17 protein-coding genes are annotated in these 15,630 nt (G+C 45.5%); 10 read left to right on the forward strand and 7 right to left on the reverse strand.

Features of this window, described 5'->3' with window-relative positions; all coding sequences use genetic code 11:
- The 5 genes from UXI14_RS06630 to UXI14_RS06650 all read right to left on the reverse strand — a co-directional run bounded on the left by UXI14_RS06630 (position 1) and on the right by UXI14_RS06650 (position 2,670).
- Positions 1–672, reverse strand: a complete 672-nt coding sequence (locus tag UXI14_RS06630; protein ID WP_335965453.1) for a BfmA/BtgA family mobilization protein — start codon at positions 670–672, stop codon at positions 1–3.
- Between the two features lie 426 nt (positions 673–1,098).
- Positions 1,099–1,548: a JAB domain-containing protein gene (locus UXI14_RS06635; protein WP_335965454.1), complete on the reverse strand. Its 450-nt coding sequence runs from the start codon at positions 1,546–1,548 to the stop codon at positions 1,099–1,101.
- Between the two features lie 74 nt (positions 1,549–1,622).
- A complete protein-coding gene (locus UXI14_RS06640; protein WP_335965455.1) occupies positions 1,623–2,003 on the reverse strand; it encodes a DUF6876 family protein in 381 nt (126 codons plus the stop codon).
- Positions 2,004–2,069: 66 nt separating this feature from the next.
- Complete coding sequence (ssb, locus tag UXI14_RS06645; protein WP_335965456.1) at positions 2,070–2,480, reverse strand: single-stranded DNA-binding protein; 411 nt, start codon at positions 2,478–2,480, stop codon at positions 2,070–2,072.
- 31 nt (positions 2,481–2,511) lie between these two features.
- Complete coding sequence (locus UXI14_RS06650; RefSeq protein WP_335965457.1) at positions 2,512–2,670, reverse strand: hypothetical protein; 159 nt, start codon at positions 2,668–2,670, stop codon at positions 2,512–2,514.
- An 80-nt stretch (positions 2,671–2,750) separates the two neighbouring features.
- On the opposite strand from UXI14_RS06650, the gene UXI14_RS06655 reads away from it, so the two are divergent.
- A complete protein-coding gene (locus UXI14_RS06655) occupies positions 2,751–2,945 on the forward strand; it encodes a hypothetical protein (protein ID WP_335965458.1) in 195 nt (64 codons plus the stop codon).
- An 8-nt stretch (positions 2,946–2,953) separates the two neighbouring features.
- Here UXI14_RS06655 and UXI14_RS06660 read toward each other — a convergent pair whose 3' ends face one another.
- Positions 2,954–3,106, reverse strand: a complete 153-nt coding sequence (locus tag UXI14_RS06660; protein WP_335965459.1) for a hypothetical protein — start codon at positions 3,104–3,106, stop codon at positions 2,954–2,956.
- 80 nt (positions 3,107–3,186) lie between these two features.
- Positions 3,187–4,431 (reverse strand): hypothetical protein, encoded by a 1,245-nt coding sequence (locus tag UXI14_RS06665; RefSeq protein WP_335965460.1) that lies wholly within the window; start codon positions 4,429–4,431, stop codon positions 3,187–3,189.
- 115 nt (positions 4,432–4,546) lie between these two features.
- On the opposite strand from UXI14_RS06665, the gene UXI14_RS06670 reads away from it, so the two are divergent.
- The 9 genes from UXI14_RS06670 to UXI14_RS06710 all read left to right on the forward strand — a co-directional run bounded on the left by UXI14_RS06670 (position 4,547) and on the right by UXI14_RS06710 (position 15,618).
- Positions 4,547–6,925 carry a TonB-dependent receptor gene (locus UXI14_RS06670; protein ID WP_335965461.1) on the forward strand — a complete coding sequence of 793 codons (2,379 nt, stop codon included), beginning with the start codon at positions 4,547–4,549 and terminating at the stop codon, positions 6,923–6,925.
- A 97-nt stretch (positions 6,926–7,022) separates the two neighbouring features.
- On the forward strand, positions 7,023–9,086 hold the full coding sequence (locus UXI14_RS06675) for a hydantoinase/oxoprolinase family protein (protein WP_335965462.1): 2,064 nt from the start codon (positions 7,023–7,025) through the stop codon (positions 9,084–9,086).
- A gap of 2 nt (positions 9,087–9,088) precedes the next feature.
- Positions 9,089–10,750 carry a hydantoinase B/oxoprolinase family protein gene (locus tag UXI14_RS06680; RefSeq protein ID WP_335965463.1) on the forward strand — a complete coding sequence of 554 codons (1,662 nt, stop codon included), beginning with the start codon at positions 9,089–9,091 and terminating at the stop codon, positions 10,748–10,750.
- Positions 10,751–11,160: 410 nt separating this feature from the next.
- Positions 11,161–12,144: a M24 family metallopeptidase gene (locus tag UXI14_RS06685; protein ID WP_335965464.1), complete on the forward strand. Its 984-nt coding sequence runs from the start codon at positions 11,161–11,163 to the stop codon at positions 12,142–12,144.
- A gap of 25 nt (positions 12,145–12,169) precedes the next feature.
- Positions 12,170–12,514: a hypothetical protein gene (locus UXI14_RS06690; RefSeq protein ID WP_335965465.1), complete on the forward strand. Its 345-nt coding sequence runs from the start codon at positions 12,170–12,172 to the stop codon at positions 12,512–12,514.
- Positions 12,515–13,570 carry a branched-chain amino acid aminotransferase gene (locus UXI14_RS06695; protein WP_335965466.1) on the forward strand — a complete coding sequence of 352 codons (1,056 nt, stop codon included), beginning with the start codon at positions 12,515–12,517 and terminating at the stop codon, positions 13,568–13,570.
- Between the two features lie 16 nt (positions 13,571–13,586).
- Positions 13,587–14,501 carry a DMT family transporter gene (locus UXI14_RS06700; protein WP_335965467.1) on the forward strand — a complete coding sequence of 305 codons (915 nt, stop codon included), beginning with the start codon at positions 13,587–13,589 and terminating at the stop codon, positions 14,499–14,501.
- The gene (locus UXI14_RS06705; protein WP_335965468.1) at positions 14,495–14,854 is read left to right on the forward strand and encodes a cupin domain-containing protein; all 360 of its coding nucleotides are present in this window, start codon (positions 14,495–14,497) and stop codon (positions 14,852–14,854) included. Before UXI14_RS06700 ends, UXI14_RS06705 begins: the two co-directional genes overlap by 7 nt.
- Before the next feature lie 2 nt (positions 14,855–14,856).
- Positions 14,857–15,618, forward strand: a complete 762-nt coding sequence (locus UXI14_RS06710) for an SDR family oxidoreductase (RefSeq protein ID WP_335965469.1) — start codon at positions 14,857–14,859, stop codon at positions 15,616–15,618.
- Positions 15,619–15,630: the final 12 nt, after the last annotated feature.

The raw sequence follows: 15,630 nt of genomic DNA on the forward strand, positions 1-15,630 counted from the left end.
CTATGGTGTTTTAAATTGTTGTTCAACGGCTTTCCATTCGGAAAGGGTCATCTCCAATTGAAGGCGGGGCGAACCGAGTGCCGGTCGTATGACCTTGACCCGATTAAGGAGCTGCTCGTTGATCAGGGTTTTAAGCTGGGCCAGCTCTTGCTCCAATAGTTGGCGTTGTTTGCGTTCTTCGAGCAGGGCAAATTCGGTATCAAGGTCCAGGCCTTGAATCTCGGGAATGATTAATTCAGCCTCAGGAATATCACCAGACTTTTGAGACGAGGAGGTTGGCCCTCCTTCAAAGAGCAGTTCCATCATCGCCTTGGTGGGCATGATACCATGCTTTTCGAGGTCCTTGATGATGGCTATGGTGGCGTTGTTGCGTTTGGCGGTAAAGTCACGGAACTTTTGGAGGAAGTCCATAATCAGCCCCATGCGCTTGCCCAGATTTTCGTGAGGGGAGATTTCATTGTATTTGAAGAAATCGAGCATCCCGGCCAGTGCCAGGGTATGGGTTTTATAGTACATGCGCGAGAAGGACTGGAACCGTTTTGCGGTGTCCTTTTTGAAGCGTATGTTGTTAAAACTTTCAGTTCCCATGGTTGTTTTTGATTTGGATTTGCCGCAAATCCGTGCCTGTTTATAGGGGTTTCGGGGGCATTTGCCGCAAATCGGAGCCTCCAAAGACCTTTGTTTAAAAGCTTTTTGAATAATAAACCACTGTAAAACAGTGGGTTATTTGAAGGTTAATGCATGCAACACCGGCTGGCCGTGTTGCCCTCTTGCTCTTCCTTATTGTGCGCAGCACAAAAATCATCGCCTTAGCTGAAGGTATTTTGGAAGTACCGTTGAAAGAAAAGAACCCAAAACTTTAAGATTTATCGATATCGTGAATTATGGGGTTTGCAGCAATTATTAGGGAAGGTTGGATTTCTTTCAAAGGGTCCAGGAAATTTGAAGGCATGGAAATCACCCTGGAGTGAGGAAAACAGCATCCAAAAAAACATGGACAAGAGTGATACTTATGGACTTTCTATAAATGGGATGGCCATTCAGGGATATAAAAAAAGCCACCCGTACCGAGTGACTTTTTGGAAAAGAAGAAAGGAATCAAAGCAGGCCGTTATCCGCAAAACTGAAGTATTGACCATTGGGCACGATAATGAGGTGGTCGAGCACTTTGATATCGAACAGCTCGGCCGCCCGACGGATCTTTACGGTCAGGAGTTTGTCCTGTTGGCTAGGTTTGAGGTTGCCCGAGGGGTGGTTATGGGCAAGGATGATGCCCACACTCAAGGTCTTGAGTACCACACCAAAAAGAATGCGCAAATCTACAATGGTACCCGTGATGCCCCCATCGGAGACTTGATAGGTGCCCTTGACCCGATTGGAATTATTGAGCAAAAGGATTTTAAAGGACTCTTTGAGCGCAAGGGTATCGGGGTCCCAGTTGGTGTGCAATACATGGGCCACATCCCGGGATGAGGTCAGTTGTGGAGCGTTGGCCACGTCCACATGTTCTCGGTAACTGATTTTTATTTCATTAACTTTAAAAGTCATTTTTCTAGAATTTAAGGGTTAGAAGAATGAAAGAGGGGATGTACTAAGGGTTGTTTGTACATCCCCTCGACCATTTAATACTCGGAGGGTAATAGCAGGGTATTGTCCACAAAAAAGAGGCGGATCTGTTCCAAAGGAAAATCCGTGATATGGTACCGTTGTTCGGTAAATACGGTTCCGTTTCCATCACTATAGGAGATAACGGCATCATAACCGTGCCTTTCCGCTTCCGCTTGGGTATAGCGTTTAAAATCGACGGTAATGAATCTGCTTTTGTACATGAGGCTTTTGCCCATGACGGAGGCATCGGTGAGCAGCCAAAAAGCATTGGCGGATGTGGCAAGGAATTGGACGCCCTCGGTGTAGCGTGTTCGGCATAAGGGCAGTTGATATAGCTGGGCGGAGCCGTGAAACTGCTCCAGCTGTTCTTTGAAGTGTTGGGTGTTTGTTTCCATGTTAGGGATATGTGGATGAAATAAAAGAGAAAAGAAGGGATGCCCGTGAAGGACACCCCTTTGGGGCTAAGCATCCTTTTTGGTGGATGTCCTTTTGGAGCTACTTGGCTTTTGGGCTTCTGCTGTGGCCGTGTCGTTGTTGGGCTTGGAGCCCATCAATAGGACTTCATCGGCCACGACCTCGGTCACATAGCGTTGGTTCCCATTCTCGGTGGTATAGGAGCGGGTCTTGATCTTGCCACGGACACCGATCTCACTGCCCTTGGCGGTGTATTTCTCGAGGATATCGGCCGTCTTGCCCCAGGCCACGATCTGGTGCCAGTCCGTGTTCTGGACCTTTTCCCCTTTGGTGTTGGTGTAATACTCATTGGTGGCCATGGGAAAGTTGGCCACTTTGCGATCTCCATCAAGGAGGGTGATCTTGGGATCTTCCCCCACATTTCCGATTAACTGTACCTGATTTCTGAAATTGCTCATGATTGAAAGGATTTATGCCCAAAACGGGCGGTTAAAAAATAATGGAATGCATCTTGAAAAACCGAGCCACATCCCCGATACCTACAACACAAAGGCCGCAGGCAAATGATTTACTTATGGTATCCGGAGCGTCTTCCTTTTTTTGATTCTTTTGTGCTGCTTCCGATAAATGGGATGTGTACGATTCCATGGTCTGTGTTTTTGATTTACTTCCAGTAGTGCCATCGCTGTCACCTTTTTTTGATGCTGAACCGGGTACAACATGCCTGCTTGTGCAAGCCGTATAAAAAAGAAACCCCACAACAAGTGGGGTCTGGCTTTATGCCGGCTACAAGAAGGGATGTTGTTGTTTTGCTCCCAAAAAAAAGAAGGGCAGTGAGTTCACGTAGGAAAACCAAAAGCGGAACAAGGGAAGTTCACAGCCCCATGGAAGCCGCACAAAGCATAAGGGGAAACAACTTATAGGCTAAGAATTACAGGTATATGGACACCCAATGGTCATTTGGAGGGTGATTGTATTTTTCTATGGAGCTATTGATGCGATAGTCTGGATAGAGCGGTCCATGTACACCATTTGCGGCGGATGAACGTGAGCCGTGCAAATCAAGTGCACGAGATCGACTCATTTTGAGTGCTGAAGTTAATGTTTGGTTTTATTTTTTCCATTTAAGTTTAGACCGGGACCAGTCCACTTGTGGTTGAAGATTTACAGGGAAAATGATTTCTTGAATGTTACTTCTCCAGAAAAGATGGCATTGTTAAAATCCACGGCCAAAAAGCTTCCTGTCGCTTGGGTTCCATTGTTGAGCAGTTCCAAGGTCTTTATGTAAATGGAAACTTTTTGTATGGCAAATACCCCACTGATATTAAAGTCCAGGGTCAAGATCTGCCCATTGGAAATCAGATCCATTCGATCTTTCTTTATAATGATCGAACTGTCCTTGCTTTTTATGTTCAAATGGTATTTTTCAATTTCCAACGGTATTGAAAATGTTTCCTCCTTGTAATGGAACTGCAAATCATATGGTTTTGCTATTTTATCAAGGATACTTGCATAGGGACTTGAAGGGGAGAATTGCAATAGGTCTTTGGTTACAGCACTTTCAACAATTATTCTTTTTTTGTTGAGCTCATAGGCAATGATGGGATTATAGGTTTTAGAGGACACTTCTTCTTCCATTGCCTCTCGGGAAGGAAACTTCTTCAATATCATTTTTCCGGCCATGGGCCTGCCATATTTGTCATATCCCGTGAAGGTCCCGATTAAAAATTCTCTTTCGTGCATGGCCAACTTCCCCACATAGAAAAAAAACTTTGCACCTTCGTATTTTTTTGAGCCATCATAATACTTTGTATCAAAGCACAAAAAATCCTCACTACGAACGATATTTCCAAAAAAGGAATAAATCCCAACTTTCCCGGTAGCATCTTCATAGTAGTATTTCATTTCGATGCTTTTCCATTGTTTGTAAATGATGCCCTGCCCCTTGTTGAGCTTTTTATCCTCACCATAATAATAGCAAACATAGTAATAGTCCTCAATGCTATTTTCCTGCTTCAACAATGCAAGCTGTTCCTTCCTTTCCTTTTTCTTAATGAATTTCTGTTTAAGGAATTCGTAGACATCTTTATACTCCAGATAATTGAATATGATATACTTGTAATCCCTGCTGATTTTTATAAAAGGCTTACCTCCGGCGACCTCCCTGTTCTTATTATATAGGTACTTTCCATTGATGTACCCTTTGGAGAGGGTCTCAAGGTCAGTTTTCAGGCTAGGTCTATTTTCATCAAAATTACCGAACCCGAATAATTGCGTTTCCCTTAATTCTTCAAGATTCAATTGATGCTCATCGGAGAACCGTTCCAAGATTTTTCCTAACAATATGTGAAATATCCTATTGGTTAGAATCAATGTTTCCCTAATATCTTTTTTTTCAGCATTTTCCATTTTATTCCAAATTAAGTAACAGGAATTACGAATTTAATTTAAATAATTTGGAAATAAATAAAAGGAAATCAATTTCATCTACTTTAGGCTTGATAATCAATAAAAAACTTTAATTATGGCTTACAAAATGACCATTATGATGATGTTGATTTCAGGGCTTATGATGTCCCAGGAAATCACCATTAGTGGAACCGTCCGGTCCTCGGACGATGTGCTCCCTGGTGCAAACATCATAGTCAAGGGAACATCCAATGGTACTACTACGAGTTTTGAGGGTGATTACACCATCAAGGCCAAACGAGATGACATACTTGTTTTCACCTATGTAGGTTTTTTGACCAAGGAAGTGCCTGTGGATGGAAGAAGTATCATTGATGTTGTATTGGAGGAGGATGCCGCTAAGTTGGATGAAGTGGTGGTAAAAGGTTTTTCCGATTTAAAAGGTCGGGCGAGAAAGCGTTTGGAATCGATTCAAACGGTACCGGAAAGTATTACCGCGGTCACTTCCCAAGACATGGAACTGACCGGAGTGGAAGATATTGGGGGGCTCTTGACCCAGATACCGGGTGTTTCCTATGGGGAGACCCAAGACCCGGGAACGGTGATCATCAGTGTTAGGGGGATTCCACAGATCCGTTACGGACCTTCTCCCATAGCTACAGTAGTGGACGGTGTTTATATGGCATCCCCAGACCTGAACAACCAGGCCTTGTTCGATATCGATCAAATCGAGGTCATTAAAGGGTCGCAAGGGTTGTTCTATGGTAAAAATGCCATTGGAGGTGCTGTTGTGATAACGACAAAGCAACCGAGCAATTCGACCAGGGGAAGAGTAAAGGTCGGTTATGGAAATGGAAATGCCATTACGGCCAATGCGAATATTGGGGGAGCTATCGTAAAGGATAAGGTCTTCTATCGCTTGGGGGTAAGTTATAGTGATTGGGATGGTCTGATCGAAAACGTGACCTTAAACGAGAATGTCGATTTTAGGAGGGACCTGGGATTACGGGGGCAACTGAAATTCAAGTTGGGCTCCAAAAGTACCCTATCGTTCACTGGACAGCACGGAAACAATAAAGGTGGGTCGATTACCTATGTGAGCAGTGCTTCCGAGAATGGCTTTCCGGATTTCTCGCCCAATGTGTACGAGGGAAATCCAGATGGTGACTATTTAGGGGAGGGAACCGTAAAATCCACCATTGGGACCATGTCCTTTGAAACCAATTTTACCGGGGCAAGATTGTCCTCCCATACATCCTATTCGGATGTTGAACTCTATTATGACGGTGATTATCTTACTTTTGATCCCATTGACAACTATGGTCCCCTTCCCGTGGCTTACCAAACCATGTTAAGGGCATCAAGGACCTTGAACGAGGAATTGCGTTTAGTGTCCACCAAAAACTCCAAATTACGTTGGAATGTGGGGGTATTCCTGCAGCATATCGATTCGGATTGGGACACGAGTGCCTTTTACAACCAGGATCCGGATGACTTTACGTATCAAAACGTGACGGAGGATGTCATTACCAATGATGACAATACCTTGAGCTCCGTGGGATTATTTGGTTTCTTGGAATATGACATTACGGATAAATTGAACCTTTCCGCAGGTTTAAGGAATGAATGGGAGACCTTGGAAAATATGGAGGGGGTGAACGATGTGACCAGTAAGCGGTCGTACAGTGCCTTCCAGCCCAAGGTTTCAGCTTCCTATAAATTTTTGGAAAATAAGATGCTCTATGCCAGCTTTAGCCGAGGATTTAGGAGTGGTGGCTATAATCCGGCCGATGTTCCGGAGAGTGGTATCAGTAAAATCATTGACCCGGAATTCACCAACAGTTGGGAGATCGGCGCCAAAACAAGTTTCTGGAACAATAGGTTCATTCTTAATGCGGCCTATTTCAATACCATTTTCGAGAACCAACAAATCTATCGATTTGCTTTGGATGGCAACCGTAGCATTTTGGGGACCATAAATTATGAAGAATCGAAAGTATCAGGATTTGAACTGGATACGAAGTTAAGAATGTCCAAGAATTTTGATTTTATCGGAGGATTCTCTGTGATATCATCTGAAATTACCAAGGCTTTTGAGGACAGTGCTGTAGGAAACAAAGTGCCATTTGCTCCGCAAAGCAGTTTCAATTTAGGCCTGGTCAGCAATTTTGATTTGGGGGAGAATACCAAATTGACGACCAACTTCAACGTGGAGAACAAAGGGAAGAAATACTGGTTTGCCGATGATCTTTACGGAGTAGATCAAACCGATGTTTTTCAAGACCCGTATACATTGGTCAATGCCAAGGCCATTGTTTCCTTTGATCAATTCAGTGTAGGAGTTTGGGGGAAAAACATTTTTGACACCAAGTACAATGAGGAATGGTGGCCTTTAGGTGTTTCTGACGGTGATGCAAATGGGGGCTCCGTAGGAGATATACGAACACCCAGCAGGCCAGCAACCTACGGTGTGGAGTTGACCTATAAGTTTTAGTTAAATGTTTGAGTTGGTCACTCTATTTGTTTCATGTAAAATCACTGGATAAGCCATCCAGTGATTTTTCCTAAAAAAATTTAATAAAAAATATATTATGAGAGTAGCAACCGATATTGGGGGTACTTTTACAGACCTTGTATGTCTGGAATTTGATGAAAAAACGGGAAAACCGTCCCATGTAAAAGTAGCAAAGTCGGATACCACCCCCTCCAATTTTGAACAAGGTATTTTGGATACCATTGAAAAAGGGGAAGTCGATTTGAACCAAATTGATTTTTTTGCACATGGTACCACTGTGGTGATCAATGCCCTTACGGAACGCAAAGGGGCCAAAACCGCACTGATAACCACAGCGGGATTTCGAGATGTATTGGAAATAGCCAGATGTAACCGACCGGACCTCTTCAACTTCAACTTTGTCAAACAACCGGCATTTGTGCCCCGTTTTTTGAGGTTTGAAGTGGCAGAGCGAATGGACTACAAAGGGGAGATCGTAACAAAGCTCGATATGAGGTCCATGGAGTCTATAATCGAAACCTGTAGGACCGAAAAGGTGGAGGCCATAGCCATTTGCCTAATGCACGCCTATAAAAATCCTGAGCACGAGTTACAATTACTAAAGGAATTATCCGAAAAGTATCCAGAAGTTGAGATCATCGCATCCCATCAAGTGACCCGGGAATGGCGGGAGTATGAACGGACCAGCACTACGACCCTTTCAGGTTATGTACTGCCAACGGCCAAAAAATATTTGAACAATTTAGAAGATAAGCTCCATGAGAAAGGCCTGTCCCATGCACCTTATATCATGCAATCCAATGGGGGTATTACCACGATCAATGATGTGAAGGCCAACCCCATTACCATGGTGGAGTCTGGACCCGCAAGTGGCGTATTTGGGGCTATAGCCCTGGGAAAGGTCATCGATAAAAAGAACTTGATCGTTCTGGATATCGGGGGTACGACCGCAAAATGTGCCCTTGTTGAAAACGGGCAGGTGAAAATCACCACCAATTATAAAATTGAGCATTCTAGGATAGAAGCCGGTTACCCCATTCAGACTCCGGTCATCGATATCGTGGAAATCGGAAATGGCGGGGGAAGTATTGCCTGGATCGATCAAGGAGGGAAAATGCACGTGGGGCCCAAGAGTGCTGGAGCTATGCCCGGTCCTGCAGCTTATGGTCGGGGTGGTAAAAACTTGACCACTACCGATGCCAATGTCATTACGGGACGCATCCATCCAGATTATTTTATTGGAGGGGAAGTCGATCCCGATATGGAAAGTATCAAGGTTGCGGCGAAACCCTTATGCAATGAATTGGAGGGAACCACTGAGGATATCGCCAAGGGAATCATTCGTGTGGCCAATGCCAATATGATCAATGCACTAAAGCTTATTTCCGTGAACAAGGGGCATGATCCCCGTGATTTTACCATGGTTGTAATTGGAGGGGGAGGAGCCATGCACGGAGCGGATTTAGCCAGGGAACTTCAGATATCCGAACTTATCATTCCTCCACATGCAGGTGTCTTTTCTGCCTTTGGCATGCTGATGTCGGATATCAGAAGGGATTATTTGAGGACCAATGTCATTACATTGAAGGAAGAAAGGAAATCGGTCATCAAGGAGACCTTTGAAGAAATGGAAAGGGAGGCTCTGAGCAGCTTTGAACAGGATGGATATGGTCAGGATGATGTAAAATTCACCTACTATGCCGATTTGCGTTATGCAGGACAGGAACACTATGTAAAGGTTTTGCTCCCGGAAATCAATAAAGAGGTCTCTCTTGACACGATAATAGCATTTTTCCACAAGGAGCATAAAAAACAGTATTCTTTTGAACTCGATGCTCCCGTGGAGCTAGTGAACTTTCACTTGGTGGCCGAGGTAGAGGTGGACAAACCCGACTTCCCCAAAATGAAAGTGAGCGGAAAACGTGTCGAGGATGCCGTTTTTGACACCAGGTCCGTGGATTTTGATGATCTGGGGGTCCAACAGACGCAGTTCTATCATCGACATTTACTGGAGCCCGGGATGCATATCGAAGGCCCTGCAATCATTGCTGAAAATGCCACTACAACAGTGGTCACCCCTGTACACAAGGTGGATATCGACAGCTATGGAAACCTAATCATAACCCATATAAACGGATAATAATGGAAAAGTTTACATTAGAAATCATTCAGGATGCCCTGATCGCCGCAGGGGACGAGATGTTCAAGACCTTGGAGCGTACAAGTATGAGTCCCATTATCTATGAATCATTGGATTATGCGGTGGGCATTACAGATACCAAAGGGGAGTTGCTGGCCCAAGGAAACGGGGTCACGGCTTTTTTGGCGGCCATTGATTCGGTGGTAAAGGCAACCCTTGAAAAATTCGATGCACAAAACCCGTTAAAGGAAGGGGACGTGATCATTGCCAATACACCTTATGCTGGAGGAGGAACCCACTTATCCGATGTTTCGGTGATCTATCCCGTATTTTATAAGGGGGAATTAGTGGCCTTTACGGCCAATAAGGCGCATTGGACGGAACTCGGAGGTACATTTCCGGGCTCTGTTTCCACCGTGGCCACTGAAATTTTCCAAGAGGGCCTTCACTTTCCCTTTATCAAGATAAAATCGGAAGGGGTGCTCAACCAATCGATCATAGACCTGATCAAGGGCAATGTTAGATTGCCGGAAAGTACCTTGGGCGATTTGTTTGCCGGGATTGCGGCAGCAGAAGTAGGGGCCAAGCGGGTCATATCCATTATCGAGAAATATGGTCTGGATACTTATATCAAGGCCAAGGACGACTTTTTGGACTATGGGGAACGAATGACCATAGATGCTTTAAAAGCCATACCCAATGGGGTGTACGAAGGAGAGTCGGTGATCGAGGACAATGGTTTTGGAGAGGGCCCTTTTCCCCTTAAGGCCAAGATTACCGTTACGGATAGGGAGTTCATTGCGGATTTCAACGGCTCCCATCCACAGGTGAGGGGTGCTACAAATTTGGCTTTCAGCGGTCTTGTAACCGGTTGTCGTAGTTTGTTCAAGGCGATTACCACGCCCAGATTGGATGCCAATGGAGGGGCCTTTAGACCCATGAAAGTGGTTTGTGAACCAGGCACCATTGTCAGTGCCGTTGCACCTACCGCCGTATCGGTGTATTATGAAGTTCTGATAACGTCCATTGACCTCCTATGGAAGATATTGGCCCCCTTGATTCCGGACAAGTTGCCGGCTGGTCACTTACGATCGGTATGTGCCACTTATATATCGGGGATCCACCCGGATACCAACCAATTCTATATACAGGCCGAACCCCTTGCCGGAGGGTGGGGGGCTTCTGCCACTCACGACGGTAATAGGGGACAGCTTTCCTGTGGTAGTGGGGAATCTTACAATATTCCCATTGAGATCAGGGAAATGCGCTATGGTATCATGGTCGAGCAATATGCCTTTCATAACGAAGGGGGAGGATATGGTGAATTTCAAGGAGGAAATGGCCAATACCTCGATTTCAGGATCATTTCGGATGGAGCCCATTTGACGGCCGCATTCCTCGGTGAAAAGGTGAAAACCTGGGGAATGAACGGGGGACATGATGGATCCTACAACTACTTTAAGGTCATCCGTAAGAACGGAGAGGAAACCAGGTATAGTCTTGCCACCAATGTACCCTTGGAAAAAGGGGATATCGTCCGATGTGTCACCGCTACAGGGGGAGGATATGGTAAACCTGGGGACAGACCCAAAGAAGCAGTGGAGCTTGACCTTAAAAATGGATATATCACACCGGAACAAGCGAAGGAATTTTATAAAGTGTAACGCCTATGGAGTTTAATACCACCACCTATAATGCCAGACGAGGGGAACTCATGAAGAAAGTGGGCCGGGGAATTATATTGTTGCCGGGCAATGGTGAATCACCCAGAAACTTTGAAGGCAACCCCTATTTTTTCACTCAGGATAGTACTTTTTTATACTATACTGGAATCCAAATGCCCGATGTGGTACTGGTATTGGATTGTGACTCGGGGGAAACCATTCTATTTGGCAATGAGGTAACATTGGACCACAAAATTTGGATGGGGGACACCGATTCCCTGGTCGATATGGGGCAAAAGTCCGGTATTTCCAAGATAGTCGCTTTGGATCGTTTACCGAAGTATCTTGCCCAGCACTCTTCCCCCAAGGTGCATTATCCGCCGCCTTATCGTGCGGAACATTTACTCTTATTGTCAACCCTGTTGGGGGTTGATGTCAATGGCGTCCCATCGGGGATGTCCCCGGAATTGGTACATGCCATTGTTTCGCAACGGGAAATCAAGTCTTCGGATGAGGTGGATGGGCTGGAGGAGGCGCTCGGGACCACCAAGAAAATGCATGAAAATGTGATGCGTCAAGCTGCTCCGGGGAAGACAGAAACCTACTTAATGGGCCTTGTCGAACAAACAGCATTGAGCAAGGGGGCCAGAACGGCCTATTCACCCATAGTCTCTGTACGAGGGGAAATCCTGCACAATTTCAACTATGGCAACACCCTAAGGGAAGGGCAGTTGTTACTTGGGGATTTCGGTGCACTGATGCCCAGTGGGTATACAGGGGACATCACCAGGACCATCCCGACATCGGGTACCTTTTCTACCCAACAAAAGGAGGTGTACCAAATTGTATTGAATGCGCAGGAGAGGGCCGTACAAATGCTCCAACCGGGCACTTTGTTCAAAGCCGTTCATTTGGCCGCATGTACTGAAATCGTGGAGGGGCTGACCAACCTGGGATTGATGCGGGGGAATGCCGAGGCTGCCGTGGAGGCAGGGGCCCATACCTTGTTCTATCCCCACGGATTGGGACATATGATAGGTCTGGATGTCCACGATATGGAAAATTTGGGAGAAGAATACGTCGGTTACGATACCACGGTCAAAAAGTCCAAGGAGTTTGGGCTGAAATCCCTAAGGTTGGGTAAAAGCCTAAAACAGGGATTTGTCGTTACGATAGAACCCGGCATATACTTCATCCCGGAACTTTTCCATCATTGGAAGTCCACGAACCACCCGTGTAGCGAGTTTTTGAATTATGACAAAATCTCCTCATATCTTGATTTTGGGGGTATACGTATTGAAGATGAATACCTGGTCCATGAGGATGGGGGGCGACTTTTGGGTGCCCCGATCCCGAAACAGGTTCAAGAGGTTGAGGATATCATGTCCTCATGAGGAAGTTTTGTAAACATTGATGGGAATGGAATTGACAAAACATTTTTATGCTTCAGGCCTGAAGGGAGATTTTCTCAATGAGCTTTTTGCCCACAAGGAAGGAGACTTCGAATTTCAATTTGGTACCGCCCATTTAAAGCGGGGGATGAAAACTCCCGTCGAAGGGGTGTTCACCAAGCATGACCAAAACAAAATAGTATTCATTCTTGAAGGGAAGGCCAAGTTACAGTTCGAGGACAATGCCATGGAGCCCATGGTGTTGCAACAGGGCGATTTTTTTAAAGTGGACAAATTTGAGGGACATGCCAGCACCATTTTGGAAGACATGAAACTGGTATATGTGCTTTTCGGAAAAAAACAAAACAACTAAATGGAATTAAAAGTAAACAAGACACAACAATCAAGATTGAGCAATTTTGATTTTTCAGATATTCCCTTCGGGAAGTATGTTTCGGATCACATGTTGGTGGCTGAATACGAAAATGGGCAATGGCAAAATTGGCGGATAGAGCCATACCAAGCCTTTCCCATGGAACCCAAATGTGCGACTATACAATATGCACAGACCATATTTGAAGGGATGAAGGCGACGGTCAAGAAGGACGGGGTTCCTTACCTGTTGCGACCAGCGCTCAATATCAAAAGGTTTAACCGATCGGCCGAGCGTATGTGTATGCCGACCATAGACGAATCGGATTTCCTCCAAGCCTTAAAGGCTATTGTGGCCTGTGAGAAGGATTGGATACCCCAAGGGGATGGAAATTCCCTTTATGTACGTCCGACCATGTATGCAACCGGAAGTGATTTGGGGGTGAACCCTTCCCGATCATATCGCTTTGTCATCTTTACCATGCCTTCTGGAATGTACTATAGCAAACCGGTAAAATTGGTGACGGAAAGAAAATATATAAGGGCCGTGCCAGGAGGTACAGGAGAAGCGAAAACGGGCGGCAATTATGCGGCATCGCTTTATCCGGCCCAACTGGCCAAACAAAAAGGATACGACCAGGTCATGTGGTTGGAGGGCGACCGCTTCCAAAAGATACAGGAAGTGGGCACCATGAACCTGTTTTTCGTGCTGGGGGACACCGTGGTGACCCCGAAACTCTCCGGGGCCATACTCCGGGGTACCACCCGGATGAACGTTCTGGAAATCCTAAGGGATAAAGGGCACCGTGTGGAAGAGCGTGATATCTACATCAATGAAATCGTAGAAGCGTACAATAAGGGGGAATTAAATGAAGCCTTTGGCGTGGGTACCGCTGCCGTGGTGTCCCATATTTCCGAAATCGCCCATGAAGACCTGAAAATGTCATTGCCCTCTATGGACAATAGACCAGTGGCAAAGATGATATACGAACAGATTGAGGGACTAAGATCAGGTGAGGTAGTGGACACAAAGGGATGGATGGTACCCGTATTGTAGGAAGTGTATGGATAAAATGGATAAAAATAGGGCGTTTGGAGCGGCAATATTGACAGCATTGGCCTATGGGGGAACCTACCCCATAGCAAAATCCATCATGCCGGAACTGATCAAACCTTATGGACTGACCTTGGCCAGGGTATTGGGAGCGACTGCATTGTTTTGGCTCATAAGTCTTTGGAAACCCAAGGAAAAAGTAAAGCTTTCCGACTTTTTTTTGTTGTTCGTGACATCACTCTGTGGAGCGTCGCTCAATATGCTTTTCCTGTTCAAGGGCCTAAGTTATACGAGTTCGATAAACGCATCGATCATTGTATTGTTGGCGCCCCTGTTCGTAAGTATCAACTCCTTCATTTTCCTAAGGGAAAAATTGGGGATTTTTAAGGTGGCCGGATTGATTATCGGTTTGTCCGGGTCTGTTATGATCATATGGATGAGCCGGGATATCGATGGTGTGGTGAACTCGTCCATAAAAGGCGACCTTCTGGTCATGGGAAGTCCCTTCCTGTATTCCATCTATTTGCTCCTTATGGGCAAACTGGTTCAAAGGTATCATTTGTTGACCATTACCAAATGGTCACTTTTGTTCGGCATTTTTATCATTGCCCCTTTTGGGTATCGGGAACTTTTGGATGCGCAGTGGGACAAGTTTTCATTTTCCGAATATGGAGGTCTACTGTATGTCGTGGTGATCACTTCCTTTTTGGTGGTGCTAATGACCCTTTATGCCATTAAATATATAGGTGCCAGTGTTTTCAGTGTTTTTATGTACCTGCAACCTATTTTCACCATTTTCATCGTCTCTTTTATGGATATGGAAGCTCTTGGATTTATAAAAATCACCGGTATGGTACTGGTGTTCATTGGATGCTATTTTGTGACCAATGAAGATACTTTGATTAATAAAACGAAAATGAAATCGATATGTTAGAAAAACAAGATTGGGATTCAATTCCCGAAGAACAGGTAAACCCCTCCATGTCAAGAAAATTACTCTATGGGGAAAAAATCATGATAGCTAAAATGAAGTTCAAGGATGGGTTTGTGGTGCCACAGCACAGCCATGAGAACGAGCAGATCACACAAGTGGAAAAAGGAACAATGCGTTTTTGGTTTGGAGCCAATAAGGAACAAGAGGTTGAGCTTAAGGCGGGGGAATCCATTGTTATTCCTCCGAACGTGCCCCATGAGGCAATGATGATCGGTGATGTAGAGGAAACCGATACATGGGCACCGCCTCGAAAGGATTGGTTGGATGGCACGGACAACTATTTAAGAGAGTAATCATGGAGTTGGGACTTCAGGGTAAAAGCGCCTTGGTCATGGCTTCCAGCAAGGGCTTGGGCAGGGCGGTCGCACTGGAACTTGCCCAGGAGGGCTGTGAGGTTCTCATCTGTGGAAGGGATCTAACCGCCTTGAAAGAAACGGCGGATCATATTGTCAAGTCGACCGGAACCAAAGCCCATTTTGTGGTTGGGGATATTACACAACTGGAAGAACGGGACCATATATGTGAGGAAGCCAAAAACAAATTTGGGACCGTTGATATATTGGTGACCAATACCGGCGGACCACCTCCCGGACCCTTTGAGGTACATGACCGCAAGGCATGGGAGACTGCATATAGGTCATTGGTGGAGAGCGCGGTCGAGATGATTAGATCGGTGGTTCCCGGAATGAAGGCCCAAAACTGGGGCAGGATCATCATGGTCACTTCCCAAGCGGTAAGGCAACCGGTAGAGGGATTGGTGCTATCCAATGCCCTCCGTGGGGCTCTGACGGGACTGATGAAGACCCTTGCCAATGAATTGGGGCCTTATCAAATCACTGTTAACAATGTTTTGCCCGGATATACCCGGACCGAACGCTTGACTAAGTTGATCGAGACCAATCCGAAATATGGTGAGGCCGTGAATGAGATTCCCTTGGGAAGATTTGGGGAGGTTGCGGAGTTTGGTGCTGCAGTGGCATTTTTGGCCAGTCAGAAGGCAGCTTATATCACTGGAATTTCCCTACCGGTCGACGGTGGATGGATTAAAGGAATATAATTTTTTAAAACA

Origin of the sequence: Galbibacter sp. PAP.153 (assembly GCF_037029175.1) — a bacterium.
Classification (GTDB): Bacteria; Bacteroidota; Bacteroidia; order Flavobacteriales; family Flavobacteriaceae; genus Galbibacter; species Galbibacter pacificus.